This window comes from Campylobacter mucosalis (genome assembly GCF_013372205.1).
GTDB classification, from domain to species: Bacteria; Campylobacterota; Campylobacteria; order Campylobacterales; family Campylobacteraceae; genus Campylobacter_A; species Campylobacter_A mucosalis.
Genome location: NZ_CP053831.1, coordinates 236,377 through 261,641, shown reverse-complemented (window position 1 = coordinate 261,641; position 25,265 = coordinate 236,377). Strand labels below are relative to the sequence as shown.

The window sequence follows — 25,265 nt, the reverse complement described above, 5'->3', positions numbered from 1 at the left end:
TAAATTTTTGTTAGTTGAGCTGATAGTTTAGGCATTTCCACCCTTTTAATTTTTTGGTTTTTGCTGACTATTTTTTGAATTTTTGCTGTTTTTATGGATTAGTCAGCTAAAAAGTCAGCATAAAAATACTTGCTAGACCTTTCTTTATCTTTCTTTTTATTGCTGTAATTTTATAGAAAAATCTTTTAAAATATCGTTAAAATCGGGAGTTGTTTGCTATAACTTACTGGTAGTTTCTCTGTAATTCTTTAAGCAGTGGCGGACAGAGAGGGATTTGAACCCTCGAGCCCCGATTAAGAGCTGCACCCTTAGCAGGGGTGTGGTTTCAGCCGCTCACCCATCTGTCCAAGAAAATAAAAGTGGCATTATATCAAAAAAAGCTAATTTATTGCTTAAAACTACTTTTTAAGCTCCACTTCATACCCATTATCACTATTTTTTAGGGTATATTTGTATCTATCGTTAAGCTCTATTACTACTCGGTAGCTATTTTTATGCCATCCGATAGTTACATTTTTAAACGCCTTATTTTCCAGCTTTATCGTTTTTGTTTTAAAGGCTGTATGGGGTTGCTTAAAGTCAATAACAATCTTATGTTTATCATACGCAAAGTGTTTTATGACCTTATCTTTTGTGTTGATTTTCATCAGTAAATCATCTATTTTAAAGTCTATAAAATTTAAAAATTTAACGTCATTTTTTATCTCATTTTTGCTCTTAAATTTTACATCAAGCTCCGTTTTTTTGCTCTTTTTAGAGATATTTACATCTTGTTTCTTAGCATTTACCCCTAAATCTATGTGCGTCACACTTGGGACGGCTATTTGAGCTATTGTATCTCGTTTTATCGTATCTTTTGTGATGTTTATATCCTGTGCTACTGGCTTTGGTATCGTAACTGACACGTCTAAATTTTTAGCCATCTCTTGTGGTGCTTGCTCTTTTATTAGAATGTATTTGGCGTTTTTATCGATGGTTTTATTTATATCAATGCGTTTATGCTTTATGCTTCCGTCATCAACCCTGTAACTAAACGATACATCTAGTAGCAAATTTGCGTTAGTTGGAAAATTTATCTCTTGTTTATGAAATTCTTCAAAGCTATCTTTTAAATTCGTGCTCATAACACTAGTATTTAGCTCAGATGTCGGTAAAAACGGGTTTTCTCTACCAAAAAGCAGTCCAAAAAATATAAATAATAAATAAAATATTCTCATCTTTTATCACTCTGGGGTTCTAATTCTTTTAGCTCAAAATACTCTTTTTGCAATTGAGCGTTGTAACGTTTTAACTTTTCTACGTCTTCGGCTAGCCGCTCTTTTTTGTTAGCAAGTCCTAGCATAACATCCAAAGAGCGTTTACCAAACATCATATTACCAAAATACACACCAAGCATTATAACTACGGCTACGACGACCGTATAGCGAGTAAATTTCTTAATGGAGTATGAAAATTTTGCATTTTTATGCTCATCATACTCCTTTAAAATTTCGCTCAAATGTTGCTTCCTAAAAACTCATCGCTCTCTAACTCAATCTCTAAAAGGCGGTTGTATTTTGCGTTTCGCTCACTTCTGCTAGTTGCGCCGGTTTTTATCTCGCCAGTGTTTAGTGCTACCGCAAAGTCCGCTATAAAGCTATCCTCGCTCTCGCCACTTCTATGGCTCATCACGCAACGATAGCCGTTTCTTTGGGCTAGGCGAACGGTTTGCATTGTTTGGCTTACTGAGCCGATTTGATTTGGCTTGATTAAAATAGCGTTTGCAACGCCATTTTGTATGCCCTCACGTAAAATTTTCTCATTTGTCACAAACAAATCATCGCCAACAAGCTGAATTTTACCGCCAAGCCTTTGTGTTAGTTTCTCCCAACCATCCCAGTCATCTTCGCTTAAACCATCTTCGATTGAAAAAATCGGATATTTTTCACAAAGCATAGCATAGTATTCAATTAGCTCATCACTACTTAGCGATTTGCCCTGAACTACGTATTTGCCGTCTTTATAAAGCTCACTTGAAGCCACATCTAGGGCTAGTTTTATCTGCTTTGAAGCCTCATATCCAGCCTCTTTGATTGCTTGCATTATTAAGACAATTGGCTCTTCGTTGTCCTTTAAATTTGGAGCAAATCCACCCTCGTCGCCAACCGCTGTGCTGTGTCCAAGTTTATTTAAAATGGCTTTTAGCTTGTGATAAATTTCAGTTGCCGCACGTAAAGCGTCGCTAAAACTCTCAAATCCAAATGGCATTATCATAAATTCCTGAAAATCCACGCTGTTATTTGCGTGAGCACCGCCGTTTATGATATTAAACATAGGCACTGGCAATACACTTGCGTTTGCACCGCCAAGATAGCGATATAGCGGGATATTTAGGCTTTTTGCAGCTGCTCTGGCAACTGCCATAGATACGCCTAGGACTGCATTTGCACCTAAATTTGAGTAGTTATCCGTGCCATCAAGTGCTAACATCTCATCATCAACAGCCTTTTGATTAAATGCGTCAAGTCCGATTATAGCTTCAGCAATCTTTTCATTTACATTACTAACCGCGTTTAAAACGCCCTTGCCACCGTATCTAGCACCGCCGTCCCTTAGCTCTAAGGCCTCGCGTTTACCAGTGCTTGCCCCACTTGGCACGATAGCTTCTGCGTTTGTGCCGTCACTTAGCGTTACGTATGCCTTTATTGTTGGATTGCCCCTGCTATCAAGCACTTCTACTGCTCTTACGTCCTCGATATAGATCATTCGTCATCTCCTTTTTTGCTTTTGTCCTCATCATCCTCATCATCTTTGCCACCGCTTAAAAGATTGCTTGAGCCTATTGAATTTTGTATTGCAGAGATTACCTCGTCAGCCACGTCTTTATGCTCTTTTAAGTAGGCTTTTGCATTTTCACGACCTTGTCCGAGTTTATTTGCCTTATAACTAAACCAAGCACCGCTTTTATCAACTATATCGAGTTTCACGCCATAATCGATAATCTCACCTTCTTTACTAATCCCCTCGCCAAACATTACATCAAACTCAGCAACTCTAAATGGTGGTGCAACCTTGTTTTTTACAACCTTGACTTTTACGCGGTTTCCTATGCTCTCTTCATTTTGCTTAAGCGTTGCCACGCGGCGAACATCTATACGAACAGATGAGTAAAATTTAAGTGCATTTCCGCCAGTAGTAGTTTCTGGTGTGCCATATCCTGTTTGTCCTATTTTCATACGAATTTGGTTTATGAAAATAACCATTGTGCCCATTTTATGCACGATGCCAGTTAGCTTTCTAAGCGCCTGGCTCATAAGTCTTGCCTGAAGTCCAACGTGCTGATCGCCCATATCGCCTTCTATCTCGCTCTTTGGAGTAAGGGCTGCGACGCTATCTATAACGATAACATCGATAGCTCCACTTCTAGCGATAGTTTCAACCATATCAAGTGCTTGTTCGCCAAAGTCTGGTTGCGCAACATAAAGGTTATCCGTATCAACACCTAAATTCTTAGCATACTTAACATCCAAAGCGTGTTCTGCGTCTATAAAAGCACACGTTCCACCAGCTTTTTGGGCTTCTGCGATTATGTGAAGTGTCAAAGTTGTTTTACCAGAGCTTTCTGGTCCATAAATTTCAATGATACGACCTTTTGGCACACCGCCTATCCCAAGTGCTAAATCAAGCCCTATCGAGCCTGTAGGTATGCTATCGATAGGCTCAACTTGCTTATCACCAAGCTTTATCATCGCACCTTTGCCAAAGTCCTTTGTGATCTGTTTTAAAGCCAAATCAAGGGCTTTTTGTTTTTCTGCGTCCATATTTTACCTTGTTAGAAATTTCTTTTGATTTTATCTAAAAAAAATTTAATAAATGCTGTTTTTGGGTAAAATTTTATCTCTTATAATCAGACTTTAATCGCAAAAGATAATACTTTCGCCTAGGTTATTAGCTAGGTTAATTGCCACAAAAAGCTCGGTTTTATTAAGCAAAAATGCGTAATAATCGCCATCCTTTAACGCGTAAATTCCAAGTGTCAGTGGCTCTTTTAGAGCTTTTACACACTCGCTTATTGATTTTTGATCTAAAATTTCATCGCTTTTTATTTGGGTTTTAAAATTCTCTACGCCCAAAACGCTCACAAACTCGCTAACACTCATATTTTTATTTATGATTTTTATCTTTTTATCTTTGGCTAGATTGTTACAAATTTCAATAAAACTATCTCCAGATACGCCAAAAAAATCACTAAATTCCTTTAAATTTTGGCTTTTTTCTTTTTTTGATTTATACACGGCAAAGATGACAATGGACATAAAAACTATAAAAGTTGTAAAAAGTTCTGTTAAAAGTTGTTGCATTTTATCTTAGAGTATCACGACTTCAGTTTGTAAATTTATGCCAAAATTTTCATATACTCGCAGTTTTGCTAGATTTATAAGGCTAATTGCGTCATCAAATGTTGCGTTGTTAAAATTTATTAAAAAATTTGCGTGTTTTTCGCTAAATTTTGCACCACCAATGATATGCCCTTTAAGTCCCACAGCCTCTATTAAACGCCCTGCAAAATCGCCTTTTGGGTTTGTAAAACAGCTACCAAAACTAGCCCCATTTGGCTGATTTTTTCGCTTATTTTCAAACTCATTTGAAGCACTAAGGCTAAATCCATTTGAGATTTTAAACCTAGCGGCTAAAATCGCACACTCTATCCCGCTATGCCTATAGCTAAATGCAAAATTTTCACGCCCTATCCAGCCATTTGGAGTTAAAATTTCAAGCAAATTATCGCTTATACTAAACCCTAAAAGTCCGGCATTCATCTTGATTAATCCGCCAAGAGTACCAGGGATATTTTTTAAAAATTCGTAGTTTGCAATGTCATTTGATTTTGCAAAATTGTAAATTTTGGCACTCTTTGTTCTTGCTCCAACCTCTAAAATTTCGCCGTTTAATTTTATATAGTCAAAATTTTGGCTAAGCATTGCTAATTTTGGTGGATTTGATGAGAGTAAAATATTGTTTGCACCGCCGATGATTACGTGATCTTGTGGGATTTCATTTTCATTTTCTATCACAAAAACTTCACAAACTCCGCCGATTTTAACTGAGCTAAATTTTGAAAAATCAACCAATTTTTTCATTTTATAAACTCAGGTATCATCTCTATCATTTTTATGGTAAATTCGCTCATCATCGTAACCATCCAAGGCATTAAAAAGATGATGACTACGACAACTAAGATGATTTTTGGCACGAAGCTTAGCGTGGTTTCGTTTATCTGTGTCGTGGCTTGAAAGATAGAGATTAAAAGACCAGCAATTAGCCCACTTAGCAACATTGGTAGGCTTAAATAAAGGGCTACCTTAAATGTTTCAACACCAAGCGAAACGAGTGTGCTTTGCATTAGCTAAACCTTACTTTGTTATACTCTGTGGGTATAAAAAAGTCATTTGCGTCTAAAAGCTCAGGGTAAAATTTATGCTTATAGCCTAGCTCAAATAGAGCGTTTAGAGACTTTATCGCCGTTTCGTCCATTGTGATTGAGCTTTCGTTTGCATACATATTTAGATAGGTTTTTAGTTTTTGCTTATCGACTCTGATTAAATTTCGCTCCATTAGCATATGCGATAAAAATGGCTTGTGTGCGGTCGCGATCCTAACAGCCTCGGTCAAAACTCGCTCAGTTTCAATGGCGTCAGTTAATGGCAAACTTCTACGTAACGCCATACCGCCAAGTGGCAAAGGTATCTCTCCAGCCAAATCACACCAAATATCCCAAATTTCACGCTCGACGCAAAGCTGGTCTGAAAACTCTAAAATACTCTCGTGTATAAGCACACCAGCATCAACCTCATCACTTAAAACAGCGTTTTCAATCTCTAAAAAATTCTTATAAACTATGCGAGCATCAGGGTATGCGATACGAAAAAGAAGTGCGTTTGTAGTGTGTTTTCCTGAAAGGGCGACTTTGAAATTTCGCTTTAAAACTTTGCCTTTTTTCTTTATAAGTTTTGGCCCATAGCCATTACCAAAGCTAACCGCCGTGCGTAAAAGTGCGTAGTCGTCTTTTATGAGCGGATAGAGTGCAAAACTAATCGCTGTGGCAGTGTATGTGCCTTTTAATGCTTCATCGTTTAAGGTCTGTATATCAAGTGCGGTGTTAAAAAATCTAAGCCACTCTGAGCTAACCCAGCCAAATTTTATAGCCATATACATAAAAATATCGTCAGCGTCTGGTGAGTGTGCGACATCAATTTGTTTAAAATGCTTCAAAATTTATCCTTTTGGCGTATTTTAGCTAAAAATTACTAAAGTTAAAAGGTTACTTTTTCTAGTCGTTTAGATATTATATTTTTGCGTCCAAATTTCGCTTCATCTTTGCCGTTTAACTCTACTAAATCGCCTGTAAAACCGCAGGTTGTATTTTGCGTTAGATAGCTACCCACGCCATAAACATCAACTGGCGTTTTGTGCGTCTCAAACTCTGCTATTTTTTGAGGTTCAAATCCTGAGCTAACAACGATTTTAACATGCTTAAAACCATTTTCATCCAGTGCATTTCTAAGTGCAAAAATAAGCTCCTTGCATACTCCGTGCGGATCAAAACCGCTAGTGTCTTTATCTAAAAAATACCTATCTATTAAATTTTTAGATGTATCTACTCTTACAGCATTAAGCTTTTTATCAAACGCACGTGCAACCCTTAAAGCATCTGTGATAACGTCGTTGTTATAATCAACAAGTGCCGTTATAGGCTCGTCTTTAAAGGTTTGTAAATAAAGCTCACAAGCCTTAACTATATCGCCACCGCAAATTTGTATGAGTGCGTGTGGCATAGTCCCAGAGCCTTTGCCTCCCCACCAAAGCCCCTGTGCGTCGGTAGCTACTTTGGTAATACCCGCTATAAAACTTGCGTATCCATCGCCAATTTGCGTAGCAATGTCATCTTGCCTGTCAGCCATAGAGAATACACATTTGCCATTTGCTGCTTTTAATACCCGCATAGCGTTTGTAGCAACCGAGCTTCTACGTGCCAAAACAGCGTCTATGGCGTTTTCTAAAAAGCCAAAATTTTCATATTTGCCTCTTACTTTTAGTACTGGCTCACAAGAGCTAATGATATCGCCGTCATTTAAAGCGTAAATTTCAAGGCTTTCTGGCTCTTTTGCAAATGTATAAATGAGTGCTATCGCCTCATCTATACCACACAACATAGCACCCTCAACACGAGTAAACCACTGCATAGTAACGTCACTTGCTAGGTTATTTTGGGTTACTATTTTTTGCACCTTTAAAAAATACTCAGCCGTAAAAAAACCCTCTCTTATCCGCTCATCAAATTTAAACGTGGCATTTGTTAGGCGTTTTATCTTGCCTTGTTTTTTTAGCTCTATTTCGTTCATTTTTTATAAAATCCTATTAAAAGTCTAGGTAGTATCACAAGTGCTGAAAGTAGCATTAAAGCCATTACCATATCAGTTAAAAGTCCAAAATATATCGTTGGTATAAAGTTGCTACTCATCATCACACTAAAGCCCAAAAATATCGCAAACGAAGTATAATACATCGCGTATCCAATACTTGCGTGACTTGCTTTAATAGCCTCTTTAATGCTTTTTGACGATAGCTCGTGTCTAAAGCGATGAAGGTAGTGTATAATATCATCAACACCGATACCTATGCTTATCGCGGCTATCGTAATACTCATCACATCAAGCGGTATGCCAAAAATTCCCATTGTGCCAAATAAAACGCAAAGCGGGATTAAATTCGTAATAATAGCTATCAAAGCTAATTTGATGCTTTTAAAAATCAAACAAAACAGCACAAAGAGTATCGCAACACTGATGCCAAAACTATCAAATTGAGAGCTTACTAAATTTAAAAGCATATTATTATAAAGCACCATCATACCAACAACGCTAACTTCTACGTTATCATCTTTTAAAATTTCATTTAGCTCAGATTTTATCTCTTTTAAAAATCTATCTCGGCGTAAATTTTCATCGCTATCTTTAATACGCAAAGCAAATCTAAGCTCATCTGCCTTAATATTTACATAGGGGCTTAGAAGTATGTCTTTGTATTGTTTTGGGAGTTTTTCATACATCGCAGATAGCAAAAAGTCATCGACTTTGCCATCGTTTAGCTCCCTTATAATGGCTGTTAGAGTAGCTAGTGAGCCAACAGAGCCTACGAAATTTTTATTTTTTAGATATTCGTGGGTTTTTTCTGCAACCCTTGTGCGATAGCTATTAAACCAGTATTTTTCATCGTTTGAAATTTGCTCAAATTCATTTTCAAACTCATCTGTGCTTTTTTGTGGTTGCTCTTTGTTATCTTTAAATTTTATGATGACATCAACAGGCACAGTTCCGCCCAAATTTTCATCGATAACTTGCATACCTTGTCTGATTTGAGTATTTTTCTTAAAGTAGCCAATAAAGCTATTTTCAACCTTAAGCTGACTAATGCCATAAGCCCCAAACACAACGCACACAACACACGCAACATAGACAAATTTTGGCTTTAAAATCGCAAAATCTGCACATTTTTTAGTAAAGCTAAAGCTACTTTCAAATGTCCTAACGGGCGCTATTTTGTTAAAACTTACAAGTATCGCTCCAAATAAAACAAATGCCAAAATAAGCGATATAAAAATTCCAGCACTCATCATCACGCCAAGCATAATAACAGGCTTAATATCAGCACTAGCAAGTGAAGCAAAGCCCACAATCGTAGTAAAAATCGCCCAAAAACTAGGACTTGCCTTATCTCTTAGGGTTAGATAAACTAGTGCTTTTTGGCTAAATTTGGGGTGTTTTGTGTAAATTTCTCTATATGTGACGGTTAGGTGGATTACTACTGATATGGTTATAATTAGCACTAAAGCTATGTAGTTTGAGCTAATAACCGTAATCTCCCAGCCAAAAAGTCCAAAAAGTCCGCTTGAAAAAATCACGCTTACAACGCATATAAAAATAGGCAAAACAATCCAAATGATCTGCCTAAAAAAGAGCCAAAGACTAAATGCAAGTAGCAGAGCAACACTAACGCCATACGTGTAAAGATCACTTTTTACAAAGCTTATCATATCATCAGCGATCATTTGTGCGCCACCTAAAAATAGCTCATTTTGCTCATTTTTAAATTTTTGTATGGTTTGCTTTATATTTTCAAGCCCGTTATGCTCTTTAATGCGTAGCTCGTCCCTATAAGCCTTTAACTCATCTTTGACCTTTTCTAGCTGTTTTTGATCGCTGTTTTGTTTTAGCAAACTATTTCTGTGGTTTAAAAGCTCGATATATTTTTTATCCTCTTTTAAATTTAAAACTATTGCTGTTGTTTTTAAATCTTTACTTATTAAATTTGAGCTATAAATCGGACTTGTGGCAAACTCTAACTTTGCTAAACTAACGTTTATGTCGGCATCTTTAAGTGTTGGCGTGTGATCTAGTATGCCAGTTAGTCCGCCCTTTACGCTTTTTAAAAGCGGAACATTTGTGATGTTTATGACGTTTTGTACAAGTTCATTTTTGGCTAGTTCGTTGCTTAAATTTTCAATTAGCTCAAGGCTATTTTTTGAAAACAGATCATCTTTTGGAGTGTATGTAACAACTAAAAAATTTGACGAGGCGTATCTATCTATAACATCTCGCCAAATCGCTAAATCTTTGTCATTTTCTAACAGCAAAGTTTCTGAAGAGGCATCAACCTCTAGCTTCGTGCTAAAGTAGCCAAGCGCAATTGTGAGCGTAAAAACAACCGCTAAAATAGACCTACTAAAGCCTAGTAAAATTTTAAAAGCTCGTTTCAATTATCAACTTTTAGAGGTGCTGTTTCGTTTAGTTTTTTCATAAGCGTTGCAAAATCAGCACTCTCAAGCATATCAGCAAACTGACTTCTATACGTCTGTATCAAGCTAACGCCGATCATCTCTATGTCATAAATCAGCCAGTTATCATTTGAATTATAAAATTTATACACAAACTCATATTTGTTTGCGTTACTAATTAGTTCTGAGTTTAAAAAGACGCGATTTGACTGTGGTTGGGTCTGTTCTTTTATGATGATTTTTTGATCGGTATAGCTTAGTAGTTTGTCGATATATGAGGCTTTTAACTTTTGCTCAAATGCCTTGCTAAACTCATCTTGTTCGCCTGGCGTAAGGGCGTTAAATTTTTTACCAAGGCTAATTTTTGCCATCTGCTTGTAGTCAAAAAGTGGGTCAAATATGGCAAAAAGCTGAGTTGTTTTTTGCTCACTACTTAGCTCTTTGGTTGTTAAAATTTTTATCGCCTCATCTGTTTTTGCTTCAACGACACTTTTTATCTCATCTTTTGATAGGGCAAAAAGCATATTTGCAAAAAGGCAAAATGAGAGTAAAATCTTTAAAATTTTCATTTTATTCCTTTATTAGGTGGTTTCGTCTTTGCTCGTACGTGTCGCGTAAAAACGGATATAAGTCGATAGCGTCCTTTTTTAGTTGCTTGTATGACATTGAGCTTAGGGACTTTGAGTTTGTTTCATCAAATGTTTTTACGGCAAGTTCTAGCGTTTCTGGCTCTATGTAGCTTGTAGGTTTGCTAAAATAGTCACCAACCATACCAAAAGTATCCCTTAAATTTGACGGGCCAAATATAGGCCAAACTATGTGAAATCCGCTGCCCACGCCCCAATATCCAAGCGTTTGACCAAAATCCTCATCGTGGCGTGGAATTTTATAGTATTTTGTAGCAACATCACTAACACCAGCAAACCCAACTATAGTATTTGCCACAAACCTTAGCGTCTCTTCACCCGCGTTTTGAAATTTAAACTGCAAAAGATTATTTATAAGCCTTAATGGATAAAGGGCATTATCAAATATATTTGCTATCGCCTCCCTGCCCTCTTGTGGCACAAGCCACCTATATCCATCTAAAACAGGGTCAAAAATGTATGTGTAGATCGTGTCATTTATACTTGTCATTACGCGGTTGTAACCACTTAGTGGGTCAAAAATTTCCTTCTTATCAAACTCATCTTCAAACTCATCTGTTTGTGCAAATACGATAGTTAGACTAAAAATAATCGCTAAAAAATATCTCATAAATGCCTTAAATTTATAAATTTAGTCGTTGATTTTACAGATAAAAAACTTTTAATTCGATTAAAATTTTAAGCTAAATTATATATATTTTTATTTATACTTACAAAATTATTTATTTATATAATATCAATAAAAAGGGGCATTGTTGAAAGCAGATGTAAATTTGGAGCTACTTTTTCCAAGTGGGCTTGAGATACTTAGCAAACACATAAGCTTACTAAAGGCAGTAGATGAAACAAAGTCGATAACAAAAGCAGCTCAAATGCTTGGCATATCTTATAAAAACGCTTGGGATAGCCTAGATATTATAAACAACAAAAGCGATAAACCGCTCATCATAAGAACGGACGGAAATAAGAAAAATAGCGGATCTGGGCTAAGCGAATATGGCAAAAAAATGGTGCAAATTTATGACACTTTGCTTGGTGCACAAAGGGATTTCTTGGCAAAAATTTGCAAAGAAGTTGATTTGGTTGAAGCGGACGTCATAAATTTAAGTCGCCTAAAACCAAGCCTTAGCGCTAGAAATCAGCTAAATTGCGAGATAGTAAAGATAAAAGAGGGTGCTGTAAATTCCCAAATTACTGGCAAACTGCAAAGTGGAGAGCTACTAAACGCCACCATTACACTACATAGCCAAAAAGAGCTTGATTTAAAAGAGGGAATGAGGGCTGTATTTATATTTAAAGCACCTGCTGTTATGTTAGCGTCTAATGATGACAAATTTACTCTTAGCACACAAAATCAACTCATAGGCGAAGCGATATCTGTAAAAATCGGAGCCGTTAGTGCTGAAGTAGTGCTGTCGCTTGGTGCTGGACAGACTATAAGTTCTGTTATAAGCAAAGAGAGTGTTATGAGCCTGAAAATTGGCGTGGGCGATAGATTAAAAGCGATTGTAGAACCAAATAATATCATAATAGGAGTATGAGATGAAAAAAATTTTATTAGCACTTTGTGTGAGTGTGATTGGTGTTTTTGGCGGAGAGATAAAGGTTTTTGCGGCTGCAAATACAACCTACGCTTTTCCTGAACTTATAAAAGCATTTAATGCAAAAAATCCTGACACCAAGGTTTCGCTATCGCTTGGTGCTAGTGGCGGACTTGTCACACAGATACAAAATGGGGCACCTGCTGATATTTTTATGTCTGCTGATATGGATTTTGCACAAAAACTTTATGACGCAAATTTAGCCGTAGATAAACCGATAGTTTATGCTCAGGGTATGCTTGCGATGTTTAGCATACGCAATGTCGATTTTAGCAAAGGCATAAACGTGGTAGAGGGCTTAAAGGCCATAAGCATTGCAAATCCAAATACCGCCCCATACGGCAAAGCTAGTATCCAGGCGCTAAAAAATGCTAAAATTTTTGATAAAGTTGAAAAAAATATCGTTTATGCTCAAAAAATTTCAGAAACTCTCTCACAGGCTTTAAGCGCTTCAGATGTCGGATTTATCGCGGCTAGTTCGCTTTATGATGAGAAGATGTCAAAGTATAAAGAGGGTGTGAATTACGCATTTGTCGACACAAAACTCTACTCGCCAATAGATCAAGGCATAGTGCTTTTAGCTCGCTCAAGAGATAACAAAGAAGCGGTGGAATTTTATAAGTTTATCCTATCTAATGACGCAAAAACGATCTTTAAAAAATACGGCTACAACGTTAAATAATGATAGAAGCAAAAGTCGAGCGTATCGTTAGCAAAGATGAGATGAGCTATGTCATTTTTAGCTCAGATATTGGCAAATTTAGTATGCTAAGTCTTGAAAATTTAGAGCTTAAACCTTTAAGTAGTGTAAAACTTGGGTTTAAAAGCTCTGATGTGTTTTTATCACGCTCTAGGCTTAAGGAATGCTCGGTAAAAAATGAAATTTTATGCACCATAAAACGCATAGAGCGTGGAGAGATAATCGCTTGTATCCATCTTGGCTCGTTTGGTTATGAGTTTGAGAGCATTATATCATCTGATTCTTGTGCCACGCTTTTGCTTAAAGAGGGCGAGGAAATTTTTGCCTACATCAAATCAACGTCTATTTTCATAAGTAGTTTTGATGATAAGCATTGATGTAAAAAAGCCCTTAAATGGCGGTAATGGCGAGTTTTTACTTGAAGCTAATATGCAGATACAAAGGGGCGAGTTTGTTTGCATTTATGGCAGTAGCGGGAGTGGCAAAACTACGCTTTTAAGACTACTTGCTGGTTTTGAGCAACCACAAAGTGGAAGCATAAGCGTTTTTGGCAAAACGTTTTTTGACAACGATACAAATTTAGCCCCACAAAAGCGAAATATAGGCTTTTTGTTTCAAGATTATGCACTCTTTGAAAATATGAGTGTAATGCAAAATTTGATGTTTGCCAAACGCGATAAACTAAAGGCTGATGAGCTTTTAGAGCTTATGGATTTAGTCTCATTAAAAAATGCCAACATCGCCACACTTTCAGGCGGACAAAAGCAACGCCTTACACTAGCTCGTGCACTTATGCGTTCGCCCGAAATTTTACTGCTTGATGAGCCTTTGTCCGCACTTGATAGTGTTATGCGTGAAAAATTGCAAGAGTATTTGCAAACCATACACAAAATTTTTGGTATTACTATTATTTTAATAAGCCACGACGTGAGTGAAATTTACAGACTTTGCTCGAAAGTTTTTGTGCTTGAAGATGGCAAAATTTGCAAAACTTGCACTCCAAGGGAACTATTTTTAAAAACTTCTGGTTCAAAAAAACTCGCATTTAATGCCAAAATTTTAGAGATTTACAAAAGCGATGTCGCGTTTGTTGCTTTGGTGCTTGTGCAAAATCAGCTTTGCAAGGTCGTACTTAGCAACGCCGAGGCTGGTGCTTTAAAAAATGGCGATGAGGTAGTACTTAGCGTTAAAGCATTTGGCGTATCTTTAGCAAAAATAGGGCAAGAGATATGATAGATTTTACTCCATTTTATCTATCGCTAAAACTGTCGCTGATTACAACAATTGTGCTGTTTTTTCTCACCCTTCCACTTGCTTATTTTATGGCTAGGACAAATTTTCGTTTAAAGCCGATTTTTGAGGCACTCATCTCGCTACCACTTGTGTTGCCACCAAGCGTTTTGGGCTTTTACTTGTTACTGTTTTTATCGCCATATTCAGCACTTGGCAAATTTATAGAAAATACCTTTGATATTCGTTTGGTTTTTAACTTCACTGGACTTGTCATTGCAAGTTGCATTTATTCATTGCCATTTATGTTTGCTCCGTTAAAATCCGGTTTTGAAAGCCTTCGTCCTAGCCTTTTTGAGGCTAGCTACTCGCTAGGAAAAAGTAAAATTTCAACGCTATTTTTTGTAGCCCTGCCAAATATAAAGCCAAGTTTATTAACCGCCATTGTTGTTAGTTTTGCTCACACCATGGGCGAGTTTGGTGTTGTTTTGATGATTGGCGGAAGCGTTGGCGATGAAACGAGAGTGGCCAGTATTGCCATTTTTGAAGCAGTTGAGATGCTTGATTATGAAAAAGCTCAAATTTATGCAGGAATTATGCTACTTTTTAGCTTTAGCGTGTTGTTTTTACTATATTTGTTTAATAATAAAAAGTTTTAAAATCCGCACTTTTTTATCTCATCAAGCACCATTTTTGGCGTTAGATTTTTCATACACTCGTGCGTTTTTAGGGGGCAAACACGCTTCATACAGGGCATACAGGCTAAATTTAGGCGTAAAATCCTAGCGTTTGGGTTGCCCCAAGGGCTGGTTTCAGCCCATTTTGTCGGGCCAAAAAGTGCGATTGTAGGCACTTTAAAGGCGGCTGCTATGTGCATAGGACCGCTATCATTTGTGATAAAAAGTCCAAGACCGCCGATATATTCACAAAGCTCTTTAATGCCGGTTTGTCCGCAAAGATTTGTAAATTTAACCCCATTTTGGCTTAAAATTTCTGCGATTTTAGCACAAATTTCACTCTCATTTTGACCGCCAAAGATGAAAATTTCACGCTCACCAAGCGACATTGCAACATTAGCAAAATACTCTGGATACCACCTTTTTGCAGACCCGTAAGTTGCACCAGGATTTAACCCGATAGCGTTTTTTAGCGGTTTTGGTGTGAAATTTAGCTTTAAATTATCACACGTCTCATCAATTTTTAAAGCCGATTTTATAAAATCAAGATATTTTAACACCTGATGTTTTTGCTCTTGCATCTTTTTAAATTTAAAGCTATTTTTGCTTAGCATTTTTAGTAAAAACGAGCTTATTAGCGAGCTACGAAAGCTAATGGCAAGGTCAAACTTTCCTAAATTTTTTACCATTTTATATAGATAAAACAAGCGATTTTTTGCCTTTTTACTCTCATCAACGACAACAAATTCGCAGTTTTTATGCGTTTTAAGAAGCTGTGTGCTTACAAACGAGCCAAAAAAAACAAACTTAGCGTTTTTATGTTTTTTTGTAATACTCTCAATCGCTGGGGTCGCCATAACGCAATCTCCAAGCCAAGTGGGCAGCTCTATAAAAATTCTCATCTTAACACGCTTTTAATAAGCTCTAAGCTCTCTTTTGCATTTTTTTCTATGCTAAAATTAGTTGCGATTTGATAGGATTTTTCTTGCTTAGCTCTTAAAATTTCAGGGTTTGTAAGTAAAATTTCAAGCGTGTTTAAAATGCTTTTATCACTTGGATTTTTCATCACAAACTCGCTATCTAGAATTTCACTTGCACCATTTTGTGCGGTCGTAAATACCACGTTTTTAAAACTAAGTGCCTCTAAAACGACATTTGAAAACGGCTCGTAGCGAGTTGGCAGGATAAAAATATCAGCCGCCTTGTAATAATCACTAACGTTGTTTTTTGCACCCAAAAACTGCACTTTGGTGTTTATGCCAAGATTGTTTGCCTTTGCTTCGTAGCTTTTTGCATTTTTGTCTTTGCCGATTATTATGGCGTTAAATGGGGCTTTAATAAGTGAAATTAGCTCTAAAAACTCACTCACACCCTTTCGCTCAAACCCGCTACCAACAAACAAAATAAGCGGTAAATTTTCATCACAAACCGCCTTTTTGCTCTCATTTTTATCAAAATTATCTGGGATTTTTACGCCGTTATAGATGACTTTTATTTTTTGCTCTGGAATTCCATATGTGTTTATGATTTGATTTTTTACGAAATTTGAGTTTGCAATTATCATTTTTGCGTTTTTAAAGCATCGCTTTTCAAGGTAGCAATAGACCGTATTTAGCGGGTTTAGACGGCTCTTTTTCTCGCTCATATAAACCCTATGCACCCCATCTCCGGCTCTATAAATATCAGCACTACTTATACGTTCAAGCGAGAAGTAAAAGCTATCTTTTTTAGTGATTTTTGCGTAGGCATTAAAGATGAGTGCTTTTATCCAAGAGCTTAGAAATTTTGGCATTTTTAGGCTTTTTATCTCACACTCAATACCATCGTTTTTAAGTGCATTAACTAGCCTTGATAGATAAATTTCAGCCCCACCAAGGGCTTTTGGATTAGCACGCAAAAAGGTGATTTTTTTCATATTTTTATTGTTAAAGACCTATTTTTAGGGGCAATTTTAGCCAAAATTACAGAAAAATAAAATAAATCCAAATTTATTCATTCTAGCTTCATTTTGTGGTTTTATAATTCGCTCATCTAACTTAAAACAAAGGATTAAAAATGAACAAACTACTAAGTTTTGCTGTTTTAGCAGCAGTTTTAGGCACGACAGGCTTACAGGCGGCTATCACATACGATGAAGCCTTAAAAATAGCGCAGAAAAACCTACCTGGTTCAAACGTCAAAGACATCTCAATAGATGTAAAAAACGGCACGACATTTTATAAGGTTGAGTCTTTTAAAGATGACATAAAGCAACAGATAAAAATTGATGCGACAAATTCTCAAATCGTAGAGCAAAAGAGCAAAAATAAAAAGCTCCTGCCAAGCGAGGCGATAGATTTTTCAAAATTCTCACTTAGCATTGATGAGGCGGTTAGCAAAGCACTAGCGCTTGAAGCTGGCTGGAGTCTTGATGAGGCAGATCTTGATAATAAAAACGGCACTTGGATTTACAAAATAGAGTTAAAACGTGATAAAAACGAAAGAAAGGTGATTATAAACGCACAAACAGGCGAGATAATAAAGGATAAAAGATGAGCGAAATTTTAGATACAAATCAAACACAAAATAAAACAGAGCAAAATTGTGAAAATTTATGCAAAAAATACCCAAAAATGCAAAATTTACACAAAAAGGTACTTGAAATTTCACTAAACGGCGTGGCTGAGTTGCTAATTTACACCGGCAAAACCGGAGTTTGGCTATCAAATTTAGCAAACGAGCTAAAAGATGATACGCAAAAAGCAAGGCTCTCGAAGATAAACGAGGAGCAAGTTAAGATTAATGGCATAGAGATAATCTCGCATGACTTGGTTAAAGACGTCATTGCAAAACGCCTAAAAACCGAAGTTATCAACATTTACTTTGCTCAAATTTATCTAGCAAAAAAAGATGATTTGACAGATGATGCGTATTTTTATGAGGTAGAGGCTAGATTTAATAACTTTTTATACCATTTTAAAATCAAAGCCATTGACGCAGAAATTTTAAACATTAAGGTAAAAAGCTAAAATTTGATAAAATAACACGCAAATTTTAGAAAGGCAAAGATGAAAATTTTAGTCGTAGAAGACGAGATAGACCTAAATAACGTCATCGTAAAACACCTTAAAAAGAGCGGATATAGCGTAGATAGTGCATTTAACGGCGATGAGGCTATGGGCTTTATCGCCGTAGCACGCTACGACCTTATCGTGCTTGATGTTATGATGCCAGTAATGGACGGGCTTACATTTTTAAAAAAAATACGAACTAAAAAGCTTGATACTGCCGTGCTAATACTAACAGCAAAGGATGAGATAGACGATATTGTGGGCGGACTTGACGCTGGGGCTGATGATTATTTAGTAAAGCCATTTGATTTTAAAGAGCTTTTAGCAAGAATAAGAGTGTTAATAAGGCGAAATAGTGGCAACGCCGATAATGAAATTTCAGTAGATAGGCTAAAAATCAACCTTTTAAAAAAATCCGTAAAGCTAGATGAGCAAGAGATAGAACTAACCGCCAAAGAGTATGAAATTTTAGAGTTTTTGACGCTAAATAAGGGCAGAATTTTAAGTAGAGAGAAGATTAAAGAGCACGTTTGGGATTTTGACTACACGGGTAGTTCAAATATCATTGACGTGCTTGTAAAAAACATAAGAAAAAAGCTTGGCAAAAACGAAATAATCCAAACCAAAAGAGGACTTGGCTATGTTATTAAGGATTAAACAAGCGGTTAAAAATATCCCAATTACTGCACGTGTAACGCTTTGGTATTCATTTTTCATTATCGTTTTAGTAACGGCACTTATCATCATCTCAGCACTCATAGCAGATGAAATTTTTAAAAGCACCGGTCAGAAAAAACTAGCAAAATCAGTCACAAAAATCGCTAATGATATGAGAGAATTCAAGCCTTATGATGACGGGATATTTTTTATAAAATACGGCGCAAATGGTAGTGTGGTTGGTGGTTTGGTGCCTAAAAATTTTGATGCCTCACTTAAAAAAGATAGCGCAGAAATTAGACTTTATGAGAACGATAAAAACCGCTTTTACTACTATGATATCGCTACGAATGATAGCGGTATTTGGATTAGAGGCGTTATAAATATAGATAATTTTTTTAAAAAAGACGGGCTGTTTTTACTAGCACTTGGCATTTTTGTGCCAGTTTTGTTTATATTTGTGCTTTATGGTGGCTATAAAACCATAAAAAATGCAATGAAGCCAGTATCTATAATGTCAAAAACCGCCCTTGATATCGGACATAACAAGGACTTTTCAAAGCGTATAAAACTGCCAGAGGGTAAAGATGAGCTACACACACTAGCAAGTGTTTTTAACCTAATGTTAGACTCTCTTGAAAGTGCCTACAAAAGCGAAAAACAGCTCACATCTAACATCTCCCACGAGCTACGAACACCGCTATCTGTTATCATCGCCGAGAGCGACTACGCAAAAAAATATTCACAAAATTTAGATGAAGCAAAGGAGTCGCTAGACATCATCATAAGGCAATCTAAAAAAATAGCCTCATTAATAGATCAAATTTTAGAGATTTCACGGCTAGAATCAGGCAGAAATTTGCCCCTAAAACGCATAAATCTTAGCTTAGTTTTAAAAAACATTGCCACGGATTATGAAAAACTAGCTGGTATTAAAGGGATAAAATTTAGCCACAATATCGCTGATAATGTAGAAATTTTAGGCGATGAGCTGATGATAATTAGGCTGGTTGATAACTTTTTAAGTAATGGGCTAAAATTTAGTACGAACAAGATTGAGCTAAATCTAAGCGCTTCTAAAACACGGGCTTTGCTAAGTGTCAAAGATGACGGGGCTGGAATTTTACAAAAAGATACCGAGCTAATTTGGCACAAATTTTACCAAGCCGAGAGTTCAAGAAATAAAAATTTAAACGCAGGTAGCGGTCTTGGACTTGCTATTGCTAAAAATATCGCTAATCTTCACAACGCAAAAATCGGCGTAAAAAGCAAGCCTAGTGCTGGCAGTGAATTTTGGGTGGAGTTTTGCATTTAAGCACCCCACGCCAAATCAACATTATCGCCTCTAGAAGCTTAATTTGATTGCCAACATGCCTAGTTTTTCTAATATATAAAATGATTTTGTCATTTCAGAATTTATTTTTAAAAAAATTCTAAAAAATATTTTTAAATTTACAAAATTGATATTTTTATAAATACAATATTGTTAATATCGTATCAAAAATCATAGAATTAAAAATATGCTTTGCTTTAGGCAAAAACCAAACAGTAAAGGAAAGATTATGATAAAGAACATCTTTAAATCAACCATATTCATTGGCATTATGCTTTTTTATGGTTGTAGCTCAAAAAATATACAGACAACAGAGCAAATAATGCCAACAAATCCACTAGGTACGGCATTTGGTGATCCAAATGATCCAGATCCGCTAAAACTAGGCAAAACTCCGACTCCACTATCAGATTCATTTGATAACCCGCAACCGCTAAAACTACCTAGAAAATTGCCTGAGTTTGAAAAACCCATCCAAAATTCACTCACAAAAGATAGACCGCTTTTATCGGCCAGCAATAGTGATGCAGCAAACGCAAATTTTCCAAACCTAGATAACGTAAGCGACTATTTAACGATTATGGCACCAAATGGCATTACAATCTCAGTTTGGTCATCAACTCCTGGCAACTGGCTTTGGGGTTATGCACTCTATAATAGCGATGATTTGGGTGGATATAGAGTTTGGAGACTTATAATTTTGCCAAACAACGAAGTTATGATAATAAATGGCAGAACTCGCACAACTTGTATAAATACTTACAACAACGGCTTAATCGATGCAACTTGTGATGTAACAAATCCAGCACAAAGGTTTAAACTAAGACCGATGACAAATGGAGCAGTGCAGATTTACAATCCAAAGGCAAATATGTGCGTGCAAACACCAATTGATGATTTTAGCGGATTTGATCTATTTGGACCTATCAATTTTGGTAAATGCACCGATACCATTGATGAGCAGTGGTATTTAGTCGCTCCACCGATTGATTCAAGATTGCTTTATTAGGAGGATTTATGAGTAAGATTATATTTACAATATCTCTTTTAACTGCTATATGCTTTGCAAAACCAGATGATTATAAGCTAGCTACGTGGAATTTACAAGGCAGTTCGGCTACAACTGAGAACAAATGGAACGTAAGCGTTCGCCAAATTGTTAGTGGAGATAATCCAGCTGATATTTTAGCCGTGCAAGAAGCCGGTGTTTTGCCTCATACAGCAAGAGCTACTGGCAGAAGCCAAAGTCAAGGCAATGTAGTTGTAAGTGAATATCTATGGCAACTTGGTAGCTTTTCAAGACCGGATGAGGTAAATATTTACTATGCAAACATAGATACCGGTGCAAATAGGGTAAATTTGGCTATCGTTTCGCGTATGATAGCTGATGAGATTATCATTTTACCACCGCCATCGGTTGCCTCAAGACCCATTATTGGCATTAGGATTGATAATGATGTCTTTTTTAATATTCACGCATTAGCAAATGGAGGAACTGATGTGCCAGCCATCGTAAACTCTGTGTTTGATCATTTTAGAAATCGCCCTGAGATTACTTGGACGATCTTGGGGGATTTTAATAGATCGCCTGATAGCTTATTGGCTAGTTTAGGGCTTGAAGTTAGGACAAGAACTTGGATTTTAAACCCAAATGCACCAACTCAAAGAAGTGGTGGGACACTTGATTACGCTATTGTTGGCAATTCAAGCGGCAGAATCATCACAACAGCACTAACTGCTGTGCTAATGCTTGCAAATTTAAGAACACATTTGGTTTCGGACCACTTTCCAGTAAATTTTAGAAAACTTGGAGGTAATTAGTGAAAATATTAGTCTTTATACTTGCATTTTTTATAACATTTATAAATGCCGCTGAAAATATAACCGATACATTTCAAATAAGAAATGCCAAAACCGGTTTTCCAATCAATACAAAAAGAGAGAGTAAAATTTTTAACTACCAAAATTGGTATTTAAATGATTTGGGTATAGATGAAAAAATCAAAAAAATCGATAAATTTGCCGACGCCTTTCCATTTGGATACGTTCAGTTTAAGGTCGTGATAAATCCGCAAATGTGTCTTTCAGTAGCCCCTAGTGGTTTTTTAGTATTAAAAGATTGTAAGAAAGATTATGATTCTAGTGAGTTTGAAACAATATTTCAGATAATCCCCACAACCACGTCAGCCGTTCAAATACGATCACTCTTGCTGGGTACAAATGAATGCCTTGGCATCTTTACAAATCCGCAGGTATTTGTGCTAGATAGAGTTGGACTGGTTGAATGCCTACTAGATCATGACTTTACAATAGAGCCAGCTAGACTTTTTACACTCACGCCACCAGTTGGCGGTGCTATGGTTATTAAGTAGCCTTTCATTTCATATCTTGTTATCTTTATGATAATAAGATATGAAACCCTAAACCTCATCAAATCCGCCAAAATTTATATCCTTGTAGCTAAGCGGACAGCCATATCCTAAAATTCTAGCTTTGTAGCTTATACTAGCTGGGGATTCATCACTCCAAATATTCTCAAAATATTTTAAAAATCCAGATCTATCATATCTAATCATAACAAGCTCAACAAACATACCTTTCACTCTCTTGCGGTAAAGTGCCTTCTCGTGCGGTTTTGTTGAAATTCTAGTAGCAAGTCCAGCGATAAACTCACTAAAATTTGGCATACCAAGTGAGCCGTTATTTAACAACGCCTTATCACCAAAGCCAAAAACCAACGCCTTGCAAGTATGGCTCGTTGCTAAAATGTCAAATTTTGACACCTCAAACCACCTTTTTATCTCATCTTGCCTTGATATATTTTTAAAAATTTGATGATCAAAACCCCAGCCATTTAGGCTTCTCTCATCGCCGTGCGTTATGGCAACCCTTAAACCACCAACACTAGCAAAAAGCGTCGTAGCCCTATCATCAAACACGCAAAAATCAGCCTCTATGCCCTTAAGCCTAGCGTGTATAAGCTCAGCATTTTTAGCTACAATCTCATCTTCATACTCAGGGTAATTACAACCACAGCCAAAATTTTCTGCTCTTTTTAGCTCCATTTCGACATTGCCATTTAGTTTTATGGCTGAGTTTGCAAGAGCTTCGACCTCATTAAAAGCGTTTAAATTCGCGTCAAACCAGTGCAGATCTCCGTTATAAACGACCTTTGCTTCATTAGCCATCTCATTTAGTTTTTTTATCGCAAAAATATTGCCATAAGCACCACCAGCTATCCAAAGCTCATCACACTCAAGCTCAGCAAAGTGGCTAAATTTCACACCATAGTCACTTATGCAAGTTAGCAAGTTTTGCCCCTAAAATGTAAAGCACAAAGCACCCAATAAGCCCATAAACATTCACTCCAAGCAGCCCAGCATACGCACCATCGCCGATATATAAAAATTTAGGAAGCACCTTAAATGCCTCTATAAATCCACAAAATAATCCAAAAAAGAAGCTTAAATAAAAGCTAATTTTATTTACCTTCACAACTCCGTGAAGCAAAAAAATCGGTGCAAGTCCGATAACCATTGTTCCACTTATCGTCGTTGCCTTTAAAATATCAGTCCCTGCAAACATAGGAAAGTTACCCACAACAGCCATTACAACCATTGAGATCATACCGATTGTAACTGCTTTTGATATAGCTTGTGGCGTAAAAATTCTAAGCCAGTCATAGGCTACAAGCTTTGCAAGACTAGCAAACGCACTATCTAGCGTAGAACCAGCAGCACAGATCATAACTATATTCATCAAAAACAGCGCCGTAAAACCAAAAGTTGTCGCGACACTAGCTGGGATATTTGAGCTACTAATGCCCTCTAAATTTGCATAAACCCCGATAAAACTAAAAATCACAATAGCCAAAAATCCAGTAACACCAGCTATAACAAAGCTCACTAGCATTCTTTTTGGTGAACACAAAAATCCCCTATCTGTAAGCACTGGATCATGAAATGGATAGCTTAAAATTTGTAAAAGTGCAACCAAAAGCAGATCTACTCCACCAGCAAAGCTCCAGTTGCCACTACCAACTATCTTAGCAAACTCATATTTTGGCAAAACAATCATAAGCACAAAACCAACACCAATAACAAATATAAACGCCTGAATAACGTCAGTTATGATACTGCCCCTAAGTCCGCCTTTTAGCGAATAAAGCAGTGTTGCAAATGTAAAAAGTAGTGCTGCGGTTATGAAATTTGCGCTTCCGCTCTCGCCGTAATATCCTCCAACAACAGAGGTATTTGACCAAACCTCATTAAAAAGGCGGATTAAAATGGCTATACTAAAACACAAAGACGCCATTTTGCCGTAGTTTGAGTTTAAAAATCCAACCAAGCTAGTTGCGTTAAATTTAGTCCTTAGTCTATAAAGAACAAGCCCAGCAACAGGTATGCAAAGCCAGTAACTCGCATAAGCTATACCACCAACTATGCCATACTTTGCACCTAAATTTGCGGCATTTGTTATGGATTTTGCAAATATCCAGCTAATAAAAATACTAGTCGTTAAAAGCCAAACATTTACGCTTTTGCCACTTGCGTCACTGCCCCTAAAAAAACTGCCTTCGTCGTGAGTTTTAGGACTCATAAGCCACAAAACAACCCCATAAACAACCAAAAAACCCCAAAATGCCAAACTAAAAAGTGTCATAAAATGCCTTGAAAATTAATGTTTCAACCTGAAACCAAAGGTGCGATTATATTTAAATATTCTTTAAACATAAATAATATAAAATCACGCTCTTAGTTAGCAGGTGCTAAATACTAGACAAATTTTATGTCAAAACACAAATTCTATTAATGTCAAAATACTTTAAATTAAGGAGCAAAGATGAAATTCTTTAAGAGCATAGTTGTGCCTTTTGCATTACTAGCTTTATTTGCTGGTTGTAGCCAAAGCCAGGCTGTTAGCCAAGAAAAGATAAGCGGAGCAGATCTAGCAAAGATAGAGGCTGATAATAAAGCAAAGGAAAACTACCTAGTCATTGACGTAAGAAGCCAAAATGAGTATAGCGAGGGACACCTAAAACACGCTATTAACATCCCTGTTGGCGAGCTTGAGAGTAGGCTTGATGAGTTAAATGGCTATCAAGATAAAGATATCATAGTCTATTGCAACCAAAGTGGCGAAAATAGCAACAGCGCAAAAGCAAAAAAGATACTTGATAGCAAAGGTTTTAAAAAGGTTAATCTAGCTCAAGGCGTAAAAGAGTATAACTACGACCTATACAAATTTGCTAGTATAAATGCTGCTCAGTTTAATAAAATTTCATCAAATCCAGATGTCTTAATCATCGACGTTAGAAAAAAAGAGGACTATGAAAATGCTCATATGAAAGGCGCTATAAACATACCTGACGGCGAACCGATAGAAAACTACAAAGAAATTTTAAACGCAAACAAAGATAAAATTTTGATATCTCACTGCTATAGTGGAAACAGAAGTGCTAAGCTATCTGAAATTTTACAAAAAGAGGGCTTTAAGGCATACAACCTGCTTGATGGCACAAAAGAGCACAACTACGAGTTGGTAAAATAAGGAAAA

The 25,265-nt window shown here is 36.6% G+C and carries 29 protein-coding genes and 1 tRNA gene; 13 read left to right on the top strand and 17 right to left on the bottom strand.

The genetic code is table 11. The features are described from left to right. Positions 1-256: 256 nt before the first annotated feature. From CMCT_RS01380 to CMCT_RS01320, 13 genes are all read right to left on the bottom strand, one after another. A tRNA-Ser gene (locus tag CMCT_RS01380) sits at positions 257-347 on the bottom strand. 51 nt (positions 348-398) lie between these two features. Next, complete coding sequence (locus CMCT_RS01375; RefSeq protein ID WP_034969107.1) at positions 399-1,217, bottom strand: AMIN domain-containing protein; 819 nt, start codon at positions 1,215-1,217, stop codon at positions 399-401. Next, positions 1,214-1,498, bottom strand: coding sequence for a hypothetical protein (locus tag CMCT_RS01370; protein ID WP_034969106.1), 285 nt, complete (start codon positions 1,496-1,498; stop codon positions 1,214-1,216). The genes CMCT_RS01375 and CMCT_RS01370 overlap by 4 nt, the downstream gene beginning before the upstream one ends. After that, the gene (gene eno / locus CMCT_RS01365; protein WP_176324978.1) at positions 1,495-2,745 is read right to left on the bottom strand and encodes a phosphopyruvate hydratase; all 1,251 of its coding nucleotides are present in this window, start codon (positions 2,743-2,745) and stop codon (positions 1,495-1,497) included. Before eno ends, CMCT_RS01370 begins: the two co-directional genes overlap by 4 nt. After that, positions 2,742-3,800, bottom strand: coding sequence for a recombinase RecA (gene recA / locus CMCT_RS01360; protein WP_034969103.1), 1,059 nt, complete (start codon positions 3,798-3,800; stop codon positions 2,742-2,744). The genes eno and recA overlap by 4 nt, the downstream gene beginning before the upstream one ends. Positions 3,801-3,893: 93 nt before the next feature. Then, positions 3,894-4,340: a hypothetical protein gene (locus CMCT_RS01355; protein ID WP_034969101.1), complete on the bottom strand. Its 447-nt coding sequence runs from the start codon at positions 4,338-4,340 to the stop codon at positions 3,894-3,896. Between the two features lie 6 nt (positions 4,341-4,346). After that, positions 4,347-5,120 (bottom strand): UDP-N-acetylmuramate dehydrogenase, encoded by a 774-nt coding sequence (locus tag CMCT_RS01350; protein ID WP_034969098.1) that lies wholly within the window; start codon positions 5,118-5,120, stop codon positions 4,347-4,349. Then, positions 5,117-5,383 carry a flagellar biosynthesis protein FliQ gene (gene fliQ / locus CMCT_RS01345; RefSeq protein WP_034969096.1) on the bottom strand — a complete coding sequence of 89 codons (267 nt, stop codon included), beginning with the start codon at positions 5,381-5,383 and terminating at the stop codon, positions 5,117-5,119. Before fliQ ends, CMCT_RS01350 begins: the two co-directional genes overlap by 4 nt. Next, a complete protein-coding gene (locus CMCT_RS01340) occupies positions 5,383-6,252 on the bottom strand; it encodes a menaquinone biosynthesis family protein (protein WP_034969094.1) in 870 nt (289 codons plus the stop codon). The genes fliQ and CMCT_RS01340 overlap by 1 nt, the downstream gene beginning before the upstream one ends. Before the next feature lie 41 nt (positions 6,253-6,293). Then, entirely contained in the window at positions 6,294-7,382 is a 1,089-nt protein-coding gene (locus CMCT_RS01335) for a nicotinate phosphoribosyltransferase (RefSeq protein WP_034969092.1), read from the bottom strand. Next, the gene (locus CMCT_RS01330; RefSeq protein ID WP_034969090.1) at positions 7,379-9,796 is read right to left on the bottom strand and encodes an efflux RND transporter permease subunit; all 2,418 of its coding nucleotides are present in this window, start codon (positions 9,794-9,796) and stop codon (positions 7,379-7,381) included. The genes CMCT_RS01335 and CMCT_RS01330 overlap by 4 nt, the downstream gene beginning before the upstream one ends. Beyond that, complete coding sequence (locus tag CMCT_RS01325; protein WP_034969088.1) at positions 9,793-10,383, bottom strand: Tgt2/MlaC family protein; 591 nt, start codon at positions 10,381-10,383, stop codon at positions 9,793-9,795. The genes CMCT_RS01330 and CMCT_RS01325 overlap by 4 nt, the downstream gene beginning before the upstream one ends. Before the next feature lies 1 nt (position 10,384). After that, positions 10,385-11,071, bottom strand: coding sequence for an MlaA family lipoprotein (locus CMCT_RS01320; protein ID WP_034969086.1), 687 nt, complete (start codon positions 11,069-11,071; stop codon positions 10,385-10,387). A gap of 145 nt (positions 11,072-11,216) precedes the next feature. Between CMCT_RS01320 and CMCT_RS01315 the strand changes: the two genes are divergently transcribed. From CMCT_RS01315 to modB, 5 genes are read left to right on the top strand one after another with little or no spacing between them, the layout of a single operon-like run. Further along, positions 11,217-12,002: a TOBE domain-containing protein gene (locus CMCT_RS01315; RefSeq protein ID WP_034969085.1), complete on the top strand. Its 786-nt coding sequence runs from the start codon at positions 11,217-11,219 to the stop codon at positions 12,000-12,002. 1 nt (position 12,003) lies between these two features. Next, positions 12,004-12,744, top strand: a complete 741-nt coding sequence (gene modA / locus CMCT_RS01310) for a molybdate ABC transporter substrate-binding protein (RefSeq protein WP_034969082.1) — start codon at positions 12,004-12,006, stop codon at positions 12,742-12,744. Beyond that, entirely contained in the window at positions 12,744-13,139 is a 396-nt protein-coding gene (locus CMCT_RS01305) for a TOBE domain-containing protein (RefSeq protein ID WP_034969081.1), read from the top strand. The genes modA and CMCT_RS01305 overlap by 1 nt, the downstream gene beginning before the upstream one ends. Further along, a complete protein-coding gene (locus CMCT_RS01300; protein WP_034969078.1) occupies positions 13,126-13,995 on the top strand; it encodes an ABC transporter ATP-binding protein in 870 nt (289 codons plus the stop codon). The genes CMCT_RS01305 and CMCT_RS01300 overlap by 14 nt, the downstream gene beginning before the upstream one ends. Next, a complete protein-coding gene (gene modB, locus CMCT_RS01295; protein WP_034969077.1) occupies positions 13,992-14,651 on the top strand; it encodes a molybdate ABC transporter permease subunit in 660 nt (219 codons plus the stop codon). The genes CMCT_RS01300 and modB overlap by 4 nt, the downstream gene beginning before the upstream one ends. Here the strand turns inward: modB and waaF are convergent. Together waaF and CMCT_RS01285 are read right to left on the bottom strand one after the other, a co-directional pair. Further along, positions 14,648-15,571: a lipopolysaccharide heptosyltransferase II gene (gene waaF, locus CMCT_RS01290; RefSeq protein ID WP_034969074.1), complete on the bottom strand. Its 924-nt coding sequence runs from the start codon at positions 15,569-15,571 to the stop codon at positions 14,648-14,650. The two genes, modB and waaF, sit on opposite strands and share 4 nt — an antisense overlap. Next, positions 15,568-16,584 carry a glycosyltransferase family 4 protein gene (locus CMCT_RS01285; RefSeq protein ID WP_176324977.1) on the bottom strand — a complete coding sequence of 339 codons (1,017 nt, stop codon included), beginning with the start codon at positions 16,582-16,584 and terminating at the stop codon, positions 15,568-15,570. The genes waaF and CMCT_RS01285 overlap by 4 nt, the downstream gene beginning before the upstream one ends. A gap of 140 nt (positions 16,585-16,724) precedes the next feature. Between CMCT_RS01285 and CMCT_RS01280 the strand changes: the two genes are divergently transcribed. From CMCT_RS01280 to CMCT_RS01250, 7 genes are all read left to right on the top strand, one after another. Further along, on the top strand, positions 16,725-17,204 hold the full coding sequence (locus tag CMCT_RS01280) for a PepSY domain-containing protein (RefSeq protein ID WP_034969072.1): 480 nt from the start codon (positions 16,725-16,727) through the stop codon (positions 17,202-17,204). Beyond that, positions 17,201-17,677: a hypothetical protein gene (locus tag CMCT_RS01275; protein ID WP_051654892.1), complete on the top strand. Its 477-nt coding sequence runs from the start codon at positions 17,201-17,203 to the stop codon at positions 17,675-17,677. Before CMCT_RS01280 ends, CMCT_RS01275 begins: the two co-directional genes overlap by 4 nt. Before the next feature lie 39 nt (positions 17,678-17,716). Continuing rightward, positions 17,717-18,376 (top strand): response regulator transcription factor, encoded by a 660-nt coding sequence (locus CMCT_RS01270; protein ID WP_034969070.1) that lies wholly within the window; start codon positions 17,717-17,719, stop codon positions 18,374-18,376. Beyond that, the gene (locus CMCT_RS01265) at positions 18,360-19,691 is read left to right on the top strand and encodes a sensor histidine kinase (RefSeq protein WP_034969068.1); all 1,332 of its coding nucleotides are present in this window, start codon (positions 18,360-18,362) and stop codon (positions 19,689-19,691) included. The genes CMCT_RS01270 and CMCT_RS01265 overlap by 17 nt, the downstream gene beginning before the upstream one ends. A gap of 247 nt (positions 19,692-19,938) precedes the next feature. After that, the gene (locus CMCT_RS01260; RefSeq protein ID WP_244948655.1) at positions 19,939-20,718 is read left to right on the top strand and encodes an RICIN domain-containing protein; all 780 of its coding nucleotides are present in this window, start codon (positions 19,939-19,941) and stop codon (positions 20,716-20,718) included. Between the two features lie 8 nt (positions 20,719-20,726). Next, positions 20,727-21,530 carry a cytolethal distending toxin subunit B family protein gene (locus tag CMCT_RS01255; RefSeq protein WP_034969066.1) on the top strand — a complete coding sequence of 268 codons (804 nt, stop codon included), beginning with the start codon at positions 20,727-20,729 and terminating at the stop codon, positions 21,528-21,530. Then, entirely contained in the window at positions 21,530-22,081 is a 552-nt protein-coding gene (locus CMCT_RS01250) for an RICIN domain-containing protein (protein ID WP_034969064.1), read from the top strand. Before CMCT_RS01255 ends, CMCT_RS01250 begins: the two co-directional genes overlap by 1 nt. A 48-nt stretch (positions 22,082-22,129) precedes the next feature. On the opposite strand, the gene CMCT_RS01245 is transcribed toward CMCT_RS01250, so the two are convergent. Further along, entirely contained in the window at positions 22,130-23,020 is an 891-nt protein-coding gene (locus tag CMCT_RS01245; RefSeq protein WP_051654891.1) for a hypothetical protein, read from the bottom strand. Continuing rightward, on the bottom strand, positions 23,001-24,371 hold the full coding sequence (locus CMCT_RS01240; protein WP_034969062.1) for a sodium:solute symporter family transporter: 1,371 nt from the start codon (positions 24,369-24,371) through the stop codon (positions 23,001-23,003). Before CMCT_RS01240 ends, CMCT_RS01245 begins: the two co-directional genes overlap by 20 nt. Positions 24,372-24,551: 180 nt before the next feature. Between CMCT_RS01240 and CMCT_RS01235 the strand changes: the two genes are divergently transcribed. Next, positions 24,552-25,259 carry a rhodanese-like domain-containing protein gene (locus tag CMCT_RS01235; RefSeq protein WP_034969060.1) on the top strand — a complete coding sequence of 236 codons (708 nt, stop codon included), beginning with the start codon at positions 24,552-24,554 and terminating at the stop codon, positions 25,257-25,259. Positions 25,260-25,265: the final 6 nt, after the last annotated feature.

What these genes read in the sequence shown, in the direction of transcription:
- CMCT_RS01375 (WP_034969107.1), bottom strand. Translation starts at nt 1,217, where the DNA reads ATGAGAATATTTTATTTATTATTTATATTTTTTGGACTGCTTTTTGGT.
- eno (WP_176324978.1), bottom strand. Translation starts at nt 2,745, where the DNA reads ATGATCTATATCGAGGACGTAAGAGCAGTAGAAGTGCTTGATAGCAGG.
- recA (WP_034969103.1), bottom strand. Translation starts at nt 3,800, where the DNA reads ATGGACGCAGAAAAACAAAAAGCCCTTGATTTGGCTTTAAAACAGATC.
- CMCT_RS01355 (WP_034969101.1), bottom strand. Translation starts at nt 4,340, where the DNA reads ATGCAACAACTTTTAACAGAACTTTTTACAACTTTTATAGTTTTTATG.
- CMCT_RS01350 (WP_034969098.1), bottom strand. Translation starts at nt 5,120, where the DNA reads ATGAAAAAATTGGTTGATTTTTCAAAATTTAGCTCAGTTAAAATCGGC.
- fliQ (WP_034969096.1), bottom strand. Translation starts at nt 5,383, where the DNA reads ATGCAAAGCACACTCGTTTCGCTTGGTGTTGAAACATTTAAGGTAGCC.
- CMCT_RS01335 (WP_034969092.1), bottom strand. Translation starts at nt 7,382, where the DNA reads ATGAACGAAATAGAGCTAAAAAAACAAGGCAAGATAAAACGCCTAACA.
- CMCT_RS01325 (WP_034969088.1), bottom strand. Translation starts at nt 10,383, where the DNA reads ATGAAAATTTTAAAGATTTTACTCTCATTTTGCCTTTTTGCAAATATG.
- CMCT_RS01320 (WP_034969086.1), bottom strand. Translation starts at nt 11,071, where the DNA reads ATGAGATATTTTTTAGCGATTATTTTTAGTCTAACTATCGTATTTGCA.
- modA (WP_034969082.1), top strand. Translation starts at nt 12,004, where the DNA reads ATGAAAAAAATTTTATTAGCACTTTGTGTGAGTGTGATTGGTGTTTTT.
- CMCT_RS01305 (WP_034969081.1), top strand. Translation starts at nt 12,744, where the DNA reads ATGATAGAAGCAAAAGTCGAGCGTATCGTTAGCAAAGATGAGATGAGC.
- CMCT_RS01300 (WP_034969078.1), top strand. Translation starts at nt 13,126, where the DNA reads ATGATAAGCATTGATGTAAAAAAGCCCTTAAATGGCGGTAATGGCGAG.
- modB (WP_034969077.1), top strand. Translation starts at nt 13,992, where the DNA reads ATGATAGATTTTACTCCATTTTATCTATCGCTAAAACTGTCGCTGATT.
- waaF (WP_034969074.1), bottom strand. Translation starts at nt 15,571, where the DNA reads ATGAGAATTTTTATAGAGCTGCCCACTTGGCTTGGAGATTGCGTTATG.
- CMCT_RS01285 (WP_176324977.1), bottom strand. Translation starts at nt 16,584, where the DNA reads ATGAAAAAAATCACCTTTTTGCGTGCTAATCCAAAAGCCCTTGGTGGG.
- CMCT_RS01280 (WP_034969072.1), top strand. Translation starts at nt 16,725, where the DNA reads ATGAACAAACTACTAAGTTTTGCTGTTTTAGCAGCAGTTTTAGGCACG.
- CMCT_RS01275 (WP_051654892.1), top strand. Translation starts at nt 17,201, where the DNA reads ATGAGCGAAATTTTAGATACAAATCAAACACAAAATAAAACAGAGCAA.
- CMCT_RS01270 (WP_034969070.1), top strand. Translation starts at nt 17,717, where the DNA reads ATGAAAATTTTAGTCGTAGAAGACGAGATAGACCTAAATAACGTCATC.
- CMCT_RS01265 (WP_034969068.1), top strand. Translation starts at nt 18,360, where the DNA reads ATGTTATTAAGGATTAAACAAGCGGTTAAAAATATCCCAATTACTGCA.
- CMCT_RS01260 (WP_244948655.1), top strand. Translation starts at nt 19,939, where the DNA reads ATGATAAAGAACATCTTTAAATCAACCATATTCATTGGCATTATGCTT.
- CMCT_RS01255 (WP_034969066.1), top strand. Translation starts at nt 20,727, where the DNA reads ATGAGTAAGATTATATTTACAATATCTCTTTTAACTGCTATATGCTTT.
- CMCT_RS01240 (WP_034969062.1), bottom strand. Translation starts at nt 24,371, where the DNA reads ATGACACTTTTTAGTTTGGCATTTTGGGGTTTTTTGGTTGTTTATGGG.
- CMCT_RS01235 (WP_034969060.1), top strand. Translation starts at nt 24,552, where the DNA reads ATGAAATTCTTTAAGAGCATAGTTGTGCCTTTTGCATTACTAGCTTTA.